The following is a 13,244-nucleotide window of genomic DNA, read 5'->3' as shown; positions in this document are numbered from 1 at the left end:
AGCTCTCTGTGAGTTGCCTTCGCGTTACGGGCAGCGAAAAAGGGCCGCGCAGCCAGTGCGCGGCCCCCTGTTCGTACGGCCTTAGTTCAGGCGCTCGCCGGTGGCGGCGTGGAAGACGTGCTCGTGGCCCGGCTCGGGCACCACGTACACGGTCTCGGCCAGGCGCGGGACGTTGACCGACTCGGTGCGGACGACGAACCGCTCCGAGGAGCCGTTGTAGGCGGCGTGGCCGTAGACGTACGCCTCGGAGCCGAGCTCCTCGACGAGGTCGACCTCGATCGGGATGCCGCCGGAGGACTCCGTGCCGAGCTTGCAGTGCTCGGGGCGGATGCCGACGGTGACCTGCTGGTCGCCGCCCTCGGCGGACGCGGCGTCGCGGACCTCGCGCGCGAGCGGGAGGGTCACGTCGCCGAACAGGGCGCCGGCCTCGGTCAGGGACACGGTCTTGAGGTTCATCGCCGGGGAGCCGATGAAGCCCGCGACGAAGGTGTTGCCGGGCTTCTCGTACAGGGTGCGCGGGGTGTCGCACTGCTGGAGGAGGCCGTCCTTCATGACCGCGATCCGGTGGCCCATGGTCATGGCCTCGATCTGGTCGTGGGTGACGTACACGGTCGTGATGCCCAGGCGCTTCTGGAGCGAGGCGATCTGCGAACGGGTCTGCACGCGGAGCTTCGCGTCCAGGTTCGAGAGCGGCTCGTCCATGAGGAACACCTGCGGCTCGCGCACGATCGCGCGGCCCATGGCGACGCGCTGGCGCTGGCCGCCGGAGAGGGCCTTCGGCTTGCGGCCGAGGTAGTCGGTGAGGTCGAGGAGCTTCGCGGCCTCTTCCACGCGCTGCTTGATCTCGGCCTTCGGCATGCGGCGCAGCTTGAGCGCGAACGCCATGTTGTCGAAGACGGACATGTGCGGGTAGAGCGCGTAGTTCTGGAAGACCATCGCGATGTCGCGGGACTTCGGGGGGAGGTTCGACACGTCGGTGTCGTTGATGAAGATCGAGCCCTCGTCGACCTCTTCGAGGCCGGCGAGCATCCGGAGGGAGGTGGACTTCCCGCAGCCCGAGGGGCCGACGAGGACGAGGAATTCGCCGTCCTGGATCTCGATGTTCAGCTTGTCCACCGCGGGCTTCTCGGTGCCCGGGTAGATGCGGGTGGCGCCCGCGTACGTCACTGTAGCCATGATGTTCCCTTTCACTGGCAGGCACGTGCCAGACGATCCGTGGTAAAAGGCGGTTGTCCGCCGCAGGACGGGAACACCAGGTCCCCGCGCTGGGACGCGCGCAGCGCGGTGCGAGCACCGCGGAGCGTGGTGTGAGCCTAGCCTCGGGTGAATGCCTTTGCCAAGTGGGCTCCGAACGTTTGTCCGGTTTATCGGCGGCCTTTACCGAACCGTTATCCGCTTCGCGCCTACTCCACGCGCAGCGCCTGGAGCAGCCGCTCGTCCCCCACGACGTCGCAGATCCCGAACGGCAGCCGCCCCCACAGCGCCAGCGCGATGTCGGAGGCCGACCCGGCGGCGCGGGCCTGGAGCTCGGTGCGCGCGTCGGGCTGGTCCAGCAGGGCGACCCGGCCTTCGCGCAGGCGCACGAACCACGTCGAGTCGGCGTCCTGCGCGAACAGCTGCACGAGCCCCGTCGCGTCGGGGTGGGCGCCGCGGCGGGCCCCCACGGGGATGAACGCCTCGAACGCCTCGGTCACGGCGTCGGCGGCGAGCGCGACCTGCACGGGCGCGGTCGCCCCGACGGCCATCTGGAGGTCCCAGCGGGCCAGCCCGGTGGCGACGGTGGCGCGCCGGTGCCAGAACTCGGCCCGCCACTCAACGGGCGCCCACGTCCACGCGGGCGACTCGGGGCCGCGGGCCTCGAACGCGTCGAGGACGGCCGCGAGGGACTGGTCGAACAGGTCGAGCACGGCTTTGCCGCTCGCCTCGGGCCGGGGCGGCTCCGCGACGTCGCGGTCCTCGGAGGGCGCCGCGAACAGGGCGTCCACGGTCCACCGGTACAGCCGCACCAGGTCCAGCAGGATCCCGGCCACGGTCGTGTCCGGCCGCGAGGGCGCCACGCGGTCGAGCACCCCGGGCTCGCAGACCGACCGCAGGCCCGCGGCCTCCGTCTTCAGTTCCGTGAGGTAGTCGGTGATGCGCAGCTTAGCCATGGTGACCGCCGTTCCTCGTAGCCTGCGAAAAGTCTAGGCTTTCGGGCGTGACACACGCCAGTCCAACGCCTCACGCCGCCGACCGGAATCTCCTCAGCGCGTACACGACCCTGCGCCTGGGCGGGCCCGCGAAGGAGCTCGTCGAGGTCGATTCGTCCGAGGAGGCGGTGGAGGTCCTGCGCGCGGCGCAGGGCCCGACGCTGGTCCTCGCCGGGGGGAGCAACGTCGTGATCGGCGACGCGGGCTTCGACGGCACGGTCGTGGTCCTGCGGGGCGGCGGCGTCGAGGAGTTCGGCGAGCGGACCGTGCGGGTGCAGGCGGGCCAGGTGTGGGACGACTTCGTAGCGTGGACCGTGGTCAACGAACGCTCCGGCGTGGAATGCCTCAGCGGCATCCCCGGCTCGGTCGGAGCGACCCCGATCCAGAACGTCGGCGCCTACGGCCAGGAGGTCGCCCAGACAATCGAGTCGGTCCGCGTCTGGGACCGCGAGAAGGACGAGATCCGCGACTGGACCCCCGCCGAATGCGGCTTCGCCTACCGGCACAGCGTGTTCAAGCACTCCGACCGCTACCTGGTGCTGAGCGTCGACTTCGCCCTGGAGGCATCCGCGCTGTCGCAGCCGATCGCCTACGCCGAGCTCGCGAAGCGCCTCGGCGTCGACATCGGCGACCGCGCGCCCCTCGCCGAGACCCGCGCGGCCGTCATCGAGCTGCGCCGGGGCAAGGGCATGGTCCTCGACGAGGCCGACCACGACACCTGGAGCGCGGGCTCGTTCTTCACCAACCCGATCGTCGGCGCGCACGTCCTCCACGACATCGCCGAGAAGGCCGGAGGCGAACCCCCGCACTGGAAGACCGACGACCGCCAGGTGAAGATCTCCGCCGCCTGGCTCATCGGCGCCGCCGGTTTCGAAAAGGGCTACGGCCACGGAAACGTCAGCCTCTCAACGAAACACACCCTCGCCCTGACCAACCGAGGCGGCGCCACGACAGCAGAACTCCTCGCCCTCTCCTCCGAGGTAGCCGACAAGGTCGAGACTGACTTCGGTATCCGCCTCCACCCCGAACCGGTCATGGTGAACGCCGAACGCTCGGCGAAACGCACAGGTCCCACGACCGACGAGATCGTGGCCGCCATTCACGAAGCCCGCGAAGAACGCATGCGCTCAATCGAGGAAGCGCTGGGATGGTCCGACGACTCTCGACGGCACGACCCGAATGCTTAGGCAGGGCGAGACACGCCGAGGGCTCCTTTCGTTCGCCGAATCCCGCTAACTTGGATATACTCCGACCTACATGCGATATCAAAGTGTGGAGGCGGTCATGACCAAGACTCTCGTAGACGTGGACGATGAGCTGCTGGCCGATGTGATGGCCCAGAGCGGCGCGAGGACCAAGAAGCAGGCCATCAACGAAGCACTTGAGTACTACCGCGAGGCGCAGCGTACCGGCCCTCAGACCGCTTGGAAGAACCTGCGTCGCATGGCGGCCGATGGCACCCTCAACCTGGACGAAGTCGAGAGGCTCAGCAACGCCCACAAGGGCGACCGTTCCAGCGAATGATCGACTACCTCATCGACACCAGTGCACTCATCCGAATCATCCGCGGACAGGCCGACCCGGCTTGGATCCGGTATGCAGACGAAGGCCGGTTCGCGATCTGCGAGCCAGTGATCTTCGAGTTCGTGCATGGTTCGGGGGCACGAGAAGCCCAGGCGATCGAAGCCGAACTGCTGGCGGGTCACGAATGGATACCGTTGCCGGACAAGGTCGGCTCTTACATGCGCGACTTGCGCCGCGACCTCACCAGCCGCAGCATGCACACCATGTTCAGCCTTCCCGACTACCTCATCGCGGCTACCGCGATGCAGTTGGGTTTGACCGTGCTGCATGAGGACAAGGACTTCACTGCCGCCGCCCGGTACCACCCGTCGCTCCTGGAACAGCGCATCAGCAAGACTCTGCCCAGGCCGCCAAGAGCTGAGGGCTAGCGGAGGAGGGCCGCCGCTTCCAGGGCCGTGTAGGTGGCGATGATCTTTGCCCCCGCTCGCTTGATCGAGGTGAGGGACTCCAGGATGGCGGCGTCGCGGTCGATCCAGCCGCGTTCCGCCGCTGCCACGAGCTGGGCGTATTCGCCGGAGATGTGGTAGGCCGCAACGGGAACGGGCGAGCGTTCGGCGGCGGCGCGGACCACGTCGAGGTACGGGAGGGCGGGCTTGACCATGACGATGTCGGCGCCCTGCTCGATGTCGAGGTCGATCTCCAGGAGCGCTTCGGTGGCGTTCGCGGTGTCCTGCTGGTAGGTGCGGCGGTCGCCTTGGAGCTGCGACTCGACGGCCTCGCGGAACGGGCCGTAGAAGGCGCTGGCGTACTTGGCGGCGTAGGCGAGGACGCCCGTGTCGGTGTGCCCGGCCTCATCGAGGGCCGAGCGCACGAAGCCGACCTGGCCGTCCATCATGCCGGAGGCGCCGAGGAGGTCGGCGCCGGATTCGGCGAGCGCGAGGCCCATCTCGGCGTAGCGGTCGAGGGTCGCGTCGTTGTCGACCGAGCCGTCGGCGCGCAGGACGCCGCAGTGGCCGTGGTCGGTGAACTCGTCGAGGCACAGGTCCGGGATGACGACGAGGTCGTCGCCGATCTCCTCGCGGATCGCGCGCGTGGTGCGGTTGAGGATGCCGTCGGGGTCGGTCGCGGCGGAGCCGACGGCGTCGCGCACGGCGGGGACGCCGAAGGGCATGAGCCCGCCGAGCCCGGCGCGCGCGGCCTCGACCGCGAGCTTGCGCACGGAGTCGACGGTGTGCTGGTAGACGCCCGGCATCGTCGCGATCTCGACCGGCTCGTGCAGGCCCTCCTTGACGAACACGGGCAGGACGAGGTCGCTCGGATGGACGCGGGTCTCGGCGACGAGACGGCGAAGGGCCGCAGTGCGGCGCAGCCTCCGGGGCCGGATGACGGGGTATTCGGAGCTGTGCGGCACTGCGGCCACTTCCCTTCTTGCGTAACAACTCTCTAGCGGAACCGAAGCGCGGTCGGGCCCTGGACCTTCTGGCCGCGGCGGGTCTTGATCGGGCCCTCGGCCAGGCGCTGCTTGAGCTCCGTGGCGTACTCGGCGAGCGCCTCGATGAGGTCGGGCACCGAGGCGTTCTCGGGCTTGGCGTCCACGCGCAGGCCGAACTCGGTCGCGGTGTCCGCGGTCGCCGGGCCGATGCACGCGACGACGGTGCGCTGGTGCGGCTTCCCGGCGATGCCCACCAGGTTGCGGACCGTGGAGGACGAGGTGAACAGGACCGCGTCGAAGCCGCCGGACTTGATGGCGTCGCGGATGTCCGCGGCGGGCGGCGAGGCGCGCACGGTGCGGTAGGCGGTCACGTCGTCGACCTCCCAGCCGCGCTCCGAGAGGCCCTGGACGAGCGTCTCGGTGGCGATGTCGGCGCGGGGCAGGAGCACCCGGCCGACCATGTCGAGGATCGGGTCGTGCGGCGGGAAGACCTCCAGGAGGCCCTCCGAGGACTGCTGCCCGGTCGGCAGGAGCTCGGGCTCGATGCCGAACTCGCGCACCGCGTTCGCGGTGGCCTCGCCGATGCAGGCGATGCGCAGGCCGCCGAAGGCGCGGGCGTCGAGGCCGTGCTCCTTGAACTTCTCCCAGATGGCCTTCACGGAGTTCTGGCTGGTGAAGACGATCCACGCGTAGCGGCCGTCGACGAGGCCCTTGATGGCCCGCTCCATCTGGGCGGGCGTGCGCGGCGGCTCGACGGCGATGGTCGGGACCTCGCACGGGATGGCGCCGTAGGCGCGCAGGCGCTCGGACATGACGCCGGCCTGCTCCTTGGTGCGCGGGATGAGGACCTTCCAGCCGTACAGCGGGCGCCCCTCCCACCACGCGAGCTCGTGGCGGTCGTCGACGCCGGGGCCGATGGTGAGCACGACCTGCCCGGCGTAGCCGAGCGCGGCCTCCACGAACGTGTCCACAGAGGAGGTGGTGGTGTACTCGGTCTCGCCGGTCGCGTCGCCGGTGACGGCCACGGCGGTCTCGCCGGAGACGCCGCCCGCGAGGAGGATGTCCCGCAGGGAGGAGAGGTCGGAGACGTCGGCGGTGACGGTGAGCGAGCCGCGCTTGATCGCGTCGGCGATGACGAGCGGCTCCACGGACGCGATGTCGTCGATGTCGATGACGGTGCGGATCTCCCCGGGGGGCATCCCTGCGTACACCGCGACGGCCTGCGCGTGGCTCATGCCCGGGATGACCTCGAAGCGGGCCTGCTCGGCCGAGGCGGCCTTGATCTCGGCCTTGGCGAGGCGGTTCGGGTAGGCGTCGCCGACGATGAGGCGGGCGATGTTCTCGCCCTCGCGCGCGGCGGCGGCCATGAGCTTGCCCTGGTCGGACGGGGAGGACTCGATCAGCTTGAGCTTCGCGTCGTCGCCGTTGATCTCCTTCGCGGCCTCCACGAGCGACTGCGGCAGCGACCGGTCGTAGTAGACGCGGTCGGCCTCGCGGATCGCGTCGAGGGCGCGCTTGGTCAGCAGTCCCGGGTCGCCTGGGCCGGTCCCGACGAAACGCACGCGGCCCACCGGCTTACGGGCACTGGTCATGTTCTCTCCATCAGCAATCGTCTGAGATACGTCTACTTCAACAGTTGTGCGGCACCCGCGTCGAGCAGTTCCTCGGCGAGCCGCCTGCCCGCGGCCGCGGCCTGCTCGGCCAGCTCCGGGCCGCCGTTGTCGGCGAGCGCGGCGGTGGTCGAGAGCCGTTCGATGACGGAGCCGTCCACGGCGCCGACGGCGCCTCGCAGATACAGGTCGACTTCGCCGGGATCGGCGCCTTCGGCGACGTCGGCGAGTGAGGCGACGGGAGCGCTGCATCCGGCTTCGAGCCGTTGCAGCAGCGCGCGCTCGGCGGCGACGGCGGCCTGGGAGTACCGGTCGTTGAGCTTAGCCGAGATCAGCGCAGATGTCATGTCGGCTTTGCGGCATTCGACCGCCAATGCCCCTTGTGCCGGAGCGGGAAGCATCACCAACGGGTCCAGGTACTCCGTCACTTCCGCCTGGCGGCCGACCCGCTTGAGGCCGGCGGCCGCGAGGATCACTCCGTCGAGGTCCTTGCCGACGCGGCCGATGCGGGTGTCGACGTTCCCGCGGATGGGCACGCACTCGAAGCCGCGCCCCAGGGCGTTCAGCTGAGCGATGCGCCGGGGCGACCCGGTGCCGATCCGGGCGCCGGGGCCCAGGTCGGCGAGGGTGCGGCCGTCCGCGGCGACGAGCACGTCGCGCGGGTCCTCGCGCGGCGGGACGCCGATGACGAGGTGCTCGGGCTGGGCCGTGGGCAGGTCCTTGTACGAGTGGACCGCGATGTCGATCTCCTCGCGCTCCAGGGCCTCGCGGAGCTGGTTGACGAAGACGCCGACCCCGAGCTCCGCGACGGGGACCGTGGTCCCGTCCCCTGTGGTCTTGATCTCCACGAGTTCGACGTGCTCGCCGGTCAGGCGGCCGATCGCGTCCGCGACCATGCCGCTCTGCGCGAGAGCGAGCTTCGATCCCCTGGTCCCGACTCGGATCACGGGCGTGCTTCCCTTCTCAAGACTGCTGCGTCGCAGCCGTTCCGGTTTCGGACGGGGCGGAGGGGATCGTCCCGAGGGCGTCGGCCACGGGGGCCGTCGCGGGGCTGATCTTCAGGGCCTCGACGAGGTGGTCGCCTTCGGCGGCGGTGAGGACGGCCGCGTCGAGGGCGAAGAGGTCGCGCAGGGCGCGCGCGTAGTCGGGGGCGCCGGGCTGCCCGGCGAGCTCGCGCACGCGCACGGTGGGCTCGTGGAGGAGCCGCTGCACGACGCGGTGGACGGTGCGGGCGACCTCGGCGCGCTGGTCGTCGGTGAAGTCGCCGCGGCGGGCCACGCGGGCCAGCTCCGCGTCGACGATGTCGGCGGCCGCCGAGCGCAGGGCCGCGACGGTGGGGGTGACGGCGTCGGCGCGCAGGCTCTCGTTGAACGCGGCGATCTCCTCGGCGAGGAGCCGTTCGACTTCGGCGAGGGTGTCGGCGGCGGCGCCCGCGGCGTCGGCCTTCTGGATCTCGGCGATGTCGACCACGGTGACGCCGGGCAGGAGCGCGACGTCCTCGGCGACGTCCTTGGGCAGGGCCAGGTCGCAGACGACGAGCGGGCGGTCGCGACCGGCGAGGTCGGCGGCGCGCAGCACCGGCTCGGGCGAGGAGGTGGCGCACACGAGCAGGTCGACGCCGGCGGCGAGGCCGGCGAGGTCGGCGTAGTCGGCGGGCGCGGCGTCCCAGACCTCGGCGAGGCGCTCGGCCTTGGCGCGGTCGCGGTTGGCGACGGCGAGGGACTTGACGCCGGAGCGAGCGAGGGTCGCGGTGGCGAGCGAGCCCATGGACCCTGCGCCGACGACGGCGGCGCGGGTCTCGGTGAGGCCGTTGGCGAACCCGGCCTCGGCGAGCGCGCGCTCGGCGAGGTCGAGGGCGGCGGTGACGATGGAGGGCGCGGCGGCGTCGACGTCGGTCTCGGCGTGGATGCGCTTCCCGACGCGCAGGGCCTGCTGGAACAGCTCGTGCAGGTGGCGGCCGACCTGGTCGGCCTCGCGGGCGGTGTCGTAGGCGTCGCGGAGCTGGCCGAGGATCTGCGGCTCGCCCGCGACCATGGAGTCGAGCCCGGCGGCGACGCGGAAGGCGTGGGCGACGGCGTCGGCGCCGTGGCGCACGTATCCGCAGGAGGCGAAGTCGAGGTCGGCCTGGAGCTCGGTGAGGCCCCAGATGCGGTGGAGCTCGTCGACGATCGCGGAGAGCCCGCCGTGGAAGGAGGCGGCGACGGCGTAGACCTCGACCCGGTTGCACGTGGAGAGGACGACCGCCTCGCGGACCTCGCCGCCGCGCAGGAGGGCGCGCGCGAGGTCGGCGGCGGCCTCGGGGCCGACCGCGAGCCGTTCCAGGGTCTCGACCGCTGCGCTGCGGTGCGAGATGCCGACAACCAGGAGGTTCACTGCACCGTTCCCGTCTCTAGACGTCTGTTTCCGGCCTGCTGAGCGTCTTGTGGTGTTCGTGGAATGAGAGGATCTGGAGCTCGACGGCCAGGTCGACCTTGCGGACCGCCACTCCCTGGGGGACGGCGAGGACGCACGGCGCGAAGTTGAGAATGCTTGTGACACCAGCATCTACGAGGAGGTCGGCCACGTGTTGGGCGGCCGCGCCGGGTGTGGCGATCACCCCTATGTTGATGCCTTCGTCACGCACGGCCCGGGCGAGGAGCGCCACGTCGCGCACCTGGAGGCCGTCGAGGTCCTTGCCAATGATGCCCGCGTCGGCGTCGAAGAGGCCAACGATGTCGAACCCGCGTTCGGAGAATCCGGGGTAGCGGGCGAGCGCCTGCCCCAGGTGGCCGAGGCCGATGATGGCGACCCGGGAGTCCTTCGTGAGTCCGAGCACACCGGCGATGTGGGTGGCGAGGTTGGCGACGGAGTAGCCGACGCCGCGCATCCCGGACGCGCCGAGCTGGGAGAGGTCCTTGCGGAGCATCGCGGAGTTGACGCCCGTGGCGGCCGCGAGGGTCTCGGAGGAGACGGTGTCGACGCCGGACTCGGAGAGCGTGCCGAGGGCGCGGAGGTATTCGGGCAGGCGCCTGACGGTGGCGGCGGGGAGGTCGGCCGCCGCCGCAGGCGGGACCGCGGCGGCCCGCTGGCCTGTGCCTTCACCGGTGGTCGTCAATGCTGGAGCTCCAGGTCCGATCCGCGCCGCCGTTCACCGGCGCGCCACTCAGCTTAAGAAGTGGATGTCGCGGCGGGAACGCAGGGGTGAACGGACTCGGCGGCTCGCGGTCGCCTGCGCGGTACACCCCCGTATCACCGGGCGAGGCCCGGCTGTACCGAAATTGCAGACGTCCCGGCGAGCCGCCGTCTGCCAGAATTTTGCCCTAAAAGACCGTTGTGTATTGGTATTTCAGATATTCATCGGTGTGTCGCTTCACGCCGGAGGGACTTGGAGGTCCTTGAGCAGGCGCGGGACGTCGACGTCCCAGTAGCCGTGCTCCTTCCCGTCGAGCAGCAGCACGGGGAGGCGGTCGCCGTAGTCGCGCGCCAACTTAGCGTCGTCGGCGACGTCGACCTCCGTCCACGGCTCGCCCGTCTCCGCCGCCACCCGGTCGAGCGCCTCGCGCGCCGCACCGCAGAGATGGCACTCCCTTGTAGTCAGCAGCGTCAGCCTGTTCACCCTGCTCCCTCCGTCATTCCAAGAAGTCGGGCCGGATCGCACAGCTTGTGCGACACCCTCCGTCATTCCTCGCTCACTATTGAGGCACAACCGGTCCGCGGCCGCGGACCACCGAACGTTTGGGGAGGTAATGGTGGGATTCCGCCCCCGCAACGAAGGGTACGCCGGCGCATCGGGCGCGCGCCGACATCGCCCCCCGCACACCCGTCACCGAGCGCGACACGCCGATCGCAAATACGCGTCGCCGACCCCGCGGATTTCTAGACTCAGGCGGGTCAGTCCCTGCGGGATCCGTTCACTCGACTCGGCCCGACGACCCCTCACACGAGGAGGCCACTAGTGCCCGGTATTGCACCGACCTTGGCTGTGGCAAGCCACGACTCGGCAGTGCTCACAGCAGACATCGCCCCCTTCTTCAACCCCGGATCGCTCGGCTCGCTGCTCGCGCAGCACCCGGCCCCGACCTTCGCGCGGCTCAAGCAGGCCGTGTGGACGGTCCTCAGCCTGGACACCGGCACCGCCGAACAGCACCAGGTGCGGCCCGGCCGCGGCACCGGTCCCGGCTCCGCCGGCGGCGCCACAGGAGGCGCTGCCGAGCCGCGCGGCACCGACCACCACGAGGACCAGGTCGACGGCGACGAGGTCGCCGACCTCGTCGCGCGCGCCCAGGACGGCGACCCGGGGGCCTTCGGGGAGATCTACGACCGCTACAACGAGACGGTCTACAGGTACATCTACTTCCGCGTCAACAACGCCCAGCTCGCCGAGGACCTCGCGTCCGAGACGTTCCTGCGCGCGCTGCGGCGCATCTCCAGCTTCTCCTGGCAGGGCCGGGCGTTCGGCGCGTGGCTGGTGACCATCGCGCGGAACCTCGTGGTCGACCACTTCAAGTCCGGCCGGTACCGGCTGGAGATCGTCAAGCCCGACGTCCTCGGCGCCGACGAGAAGGACTCCGACCCGAGCACCTCGCCCGAGACCGCCGCGCTGGAGAAGCTGACGAACGCGACCCTCCTCACGGCCGTCAAGAAGCTCAACCCCGACCAGCAGGAGTGCATCGTGCTCCGCTTCCTCCAGGGGTTCACCGTCGCCGAGACCGCCCGCACCATGGGCAAGAACGAGGGCGCGGTCAAAGCGCTCCAGTACCGGGCGGTGCGGACCCTCGCGCGGCTCCTCCCCGACGGCTTCCGAGGCTGAGAGGCCCTCCGATCCCCGCAACTCCCCTCCCGGCCGCATGCGTCGGGAACCCGACACCACCCGTTCCCAAGGGCCTCGGCCCGCTATCCCGTAATCGACGATCCGCCTCCTCACGGCGGACCGGAACTGCCAGGTCAGGGCCCTTTACCGGCCCGATACCGCCGCGAGACCCTTCTGCGACGAGGACGATGTGGTCTGAAACGCAAGGTTCGCGGCGAACCGTAACCTCAGGGGCTACTCGTGCGTTGTTCTCAGTACAGGAGCAGGATCCATGCAGTGAGAGGGGGTGTGCCCGGTGACATTGAACCCTATGGAGCGCCGACGCGCGGAGGAATTCGCGCGGCTGCTTGACTTCGAAGGACCCACCCTCCCTCACTCGCGCCGCAGCGCGGACGCATCGGGTGCGTCGGCAGAAGCACTCGCCGAACTCGTCGGCGTCACCGAACGGCTCGGCGGGCTGGGCGACCAGCTCGTCAACACCGCGCGACCGTCAAGGGACTGGCAGGACGCCACCCGCAGGCGGCTCATGGCCGTCGCCACCGAAGAGGGCATCGGCGTCACCGCCAGGCACCGCGCCAGCGCCGCCGTCCCCGAGACGAAGCGCGCGCCCGTCCTCGACGAGATGTTCCCGCGCCGCCCCCGCGGCGGCAGGCGCATCGCGATCGTCGCGGCGCTGCTCACCGGCACCGTCGCCATCTCCGGGGTCTCCGCGGCCTCCGGCGACGCCCTCCCCGGCGAGACGCTCTACAACGTCAAGCGGTCCACCGAGCGGGCGCAGCTGGCCCTCGCCGGCAACGACCTCGGCCGCGCGCAGCTCTACCTGGAGTTCGCGCGCACCCGCATCCAGGAGGCCCAGCTCGTCGCCGACGACGACGAGGCCGCGGCGGCCGCGCTCACCGACGCCACATCGGAGCTGAAGAGCGCCAGCGCCCTCCTCGGCGAGCTCGCCGTCGCGAACGGCGATCCTGCGCCGCTCGACTACCTCGACCTGTTCGCCAACGAGCACCGCTGGGTCCTCGACGACCTCGTGGGCGACCTCGGCGGCGACGCCAGGGACGCGGGCGAGGAGCTCGCGTCGGTCCTGGAGGCCGCGGCCGTCAGGTCCGTCGAGCTGCGCGAGTCGCTCGACTGCACCGAGCCCGGCGCCGGCGCCGACGAGCTCGGCCCGATCCCCGGCGCGTGCGCGCAGAACAACGTCGACGCCACCGAGCCGGCGGCCCCCGGGGCGACCGGCGGCACCGGGGAGAGCGGCAGCGCCGAGCCCGAGGAGGGCGAGGCCACCGGGTCCGACGGCGGGGCGACCGCCGGGGCCGACTCGGACGAGCAGACCGACGCGCCCGCGTCCGATCCCGCGAGCGGCGGGGCCTCCAGCCCCGCGTCCGACCCGACCACCGGGGCGGAAGAAGAGGACGACGTCCTCGGAGAGCTCACCGGGATCATCTCGGACCTGTTCGATTGATCACCCGCCGCGGGAACGCGGCGGGAAGGAAAAAGGTGCGGAGCAGGGCCGGGGAGCCGCGAGGCGACCCGGCCCTTCCGCGTCCCGTGCGCACGAGCCGAAGGCGACCGATGCGGGCGGCGGCCTCGGGGCGGCCTGCGTCCCCGAGTGCACGGAGCGAAAGCCGCAATTGCGCCCACCCGTACCAGAGGCACGCGACCGGGGCCATACATGAACAAGGCCACACTGGAAATTCACCGGG

Annotated in this window: 13 protein-coding genes; 5 read left to right on the top strand and 8 right to left on the bottom strand. The window is 70.9% G+C overall.

The genetic code is table 11. The features are described 5' to 3' along the window. Positions 1 to 81: 81 nt before the first annotated feature. Together B0I28_RS07560 and B0I28_RS07555 are read right to left on the bottom strand one after the other, a co-directional pair. Positions 82 to 1,176 carry an ABC transporter ATP-binding protein gene (locus B0I28_RS07560; RefSeq protein WP_106363434.1) on the bottom strand — a complete coding sequence of 365 codons (1,095 nt, stop codon included), beginning with the start codon at positions 1,174 to 1,176 and terminating at the stop codon, positions 82 to 84. 227 nt (positions 1,177 to 1,403) lie between these two features. Beyond that, positions 1,404 to 2,150: a hypothetical protein gene (locus tag B0I28_RS07555; protein ID WP_106363168.1), complete on the bottom strand. Its 747-nt coding sequence runs from the start codon at positions 2,148 to 2,150 to the stop codon at positions 1,404 to 1,406. A 47-nt stretch (positions 2,151 to 2,197) separates the two neighbouring features. On the opposite strand from B0I28_RS07555, the gene B0I28_RS07550 reads away from it, so the two are divergent. The 3 genes from B0I28_RS07550 (at position 2,198) to B0I28_RS07540 (ending at position 4,141) form a co-directional block, all read left to right on the top strand. Further along, positions 2,198 to 3,376: a UDP-N-acetylmuramate dehydrogenase gene (locus B0I28_RS07550; RefSeq protein ID WP_106363167.1), complete on the top strand. Its 1,179-nt coding sequence runs from the start codon at positions 2,198 to 2,200 to the stop codon at positions 3,374 to 3,376. 97 nt (positions 3,377 to 3,473) lie between these two features. After that, the gene (locus tag B0I28_RS07545) at positions 3,474 to 3,713 is read left to right on the top strand and encodes a type II toxin-antitoxin system VapB family antitoxin (RefSeq protein ID WP_181245684.1); all 240 of its coding nucleotides are present in this window, start codon (positions 3,474 to 3,476) and stop codon (positions 3,711 to 3,713) included. Next, entirely contained in the window at positions 3,710 to 4,141 is a 432-nt protein-coding gene (locus tag B0I28_RS07540) for a PIN domain-containing protein (protein WP_106363165.1), read from the top strand. The genes B0I28_RS07545 and B0I28_RS07540 overlap by 4 nt, the downstream gene beginning before the upstream one ends. On the opposite strand, the gene hemB is transcribed toward B0I28_RS07540, so the two are convergent. The 6 genes from hemB to B0I28_RS07510 form a co-directional block, all read right to left on the bottom strand. Then, positions 4,138 to 5,124 carry a porphobilinogen synthase gene (gene hemB / locus B0I28_RS07535; RefSeq protein ID WP_106363164.1) on the bottom strand — a complete coding sequence of 329 codons (987 nt, stop codon included), beginning with the start codon at positions 5,122 to 5,124 and terminating at the stop codon, positions 4,138 to 4,140. The two genes, B0I28_RS07540 and hemB, sit on opposite strands and share 4 nt — an antisense overlap. Positions 5,125 to 5,156: 32 nt before the next feature. Next, complete coding sequence (locus tag B0I28_RS07530; RefSeq protein WP_106363163.1) at positions 5,157 to 6,737, bottom strand: bifunctional uroporphyrinogen-III C-methyltransferase/uroporphyrinogen-III synthase; 1,581 nt, start codon at positions 6,735 to 6,737, stop codon at positions 5,157 to 5,159. Between the two features lie 32 nt (positions 6,738 to 6,769). Continuing rightward, on the bottom strand, positions 6,770 to 7,702 hold the full coding sequence (gene hemC, locus B0I28_RS07525; protein WP_106363162.1) for a hydroxymethylbilane synthase: 933 nt from the start codon (positions 7,700 to 7,702) through the stop codon (positions 6,770 to 6,772). A 16-nt stretch (positions 7,703 to 7,718) separates the two neighbouring features. Beyond that, positions 7,719 to 9,128, bottom strand: a complete 1,410-nt coding sequence (locus B0I28_RS07520; RefSeq protein ID WP_106363161.1) for a glutamyl-tRNA reductase — start codon at positions 9,126 to 9,128, stop codon at positions 7,719 to 7,721. A 16-nt stretch (positions 9,129 to 9,144) separates the two neighbouring features. After that, a complete protein-coding gene (locus tag B0I28_RS07515; RefSeq protein WP_106363160.1) occupies positions 9,145 to 9,849 on the bottom strand; it encodes a redox-sensing transcriptional repressor Rex in 705 nt (234 codons plus the stop codon). Between the two features lie 255 nt (positions 9,850 to 10,104). After that, complete coding sequence (locus B0I28_RS07510) at positions 10,105 to 10,350, bottom strand: glutaredoxin family protein (RefSeq protein ID WP_219926613.1); 246 nt, start codon at positions 10,348 to 10,350, stop codon at positions 10,105 to 10,107. Positions 10,351 to 10,737: 387 nt separating this feature from the next. Here B0I28_RS07510 and B0I28_RS07505 point away from each other — a divergent pair, with 387 nt between their 5' ends. Together B0I28_RS07505 and B0I28_RS26845 are read left to right on the top strand one after the other, a co-directional pair. Continuing rightward, positions 10,738 to 11,544 (top strand): sigma-70 family RNA polymerase sigma factor, encoded by an 807-nt coding sequence (locus tag B0I28_RS07505; protein WP_245888908.1) that lies wholly within the window; start codon positions 10,738 to 10,740, stop codon positions 11,542 to 11,544. A gap of 310 nt (positions 11,545 to 11,854) precedes the next feature. Further along, positions 11,855 to 13,003 (top strand): DUF5667 domain-containing protein, encoded by a 1,149-nt coding sequence (locus tag B0I28_RS26845; protein ID WP_146148004.1) that lies wholly within the window; start codon positions 11,855 to 11,857, stop codon positions 13,001 to 13,003. Positions 13,004 to 13,244: the final 241 nt, after the last annotated feature.

Origin of the sequence: Glycomyces artemisiae (genome assembly GCF_003002955.1) — a bacterium.
Classification (GTDB): Bacteria; Actinomycetota; Actinomycetes; order Mycobacteriales; family Micromonosporaceae; genus Glycomyces; species Glycomyces artemisiae.
Note: the sequence above shows the minus strand (reverse complement) of the source record. Positions and strands in the feature narration are given on the sequence as shown.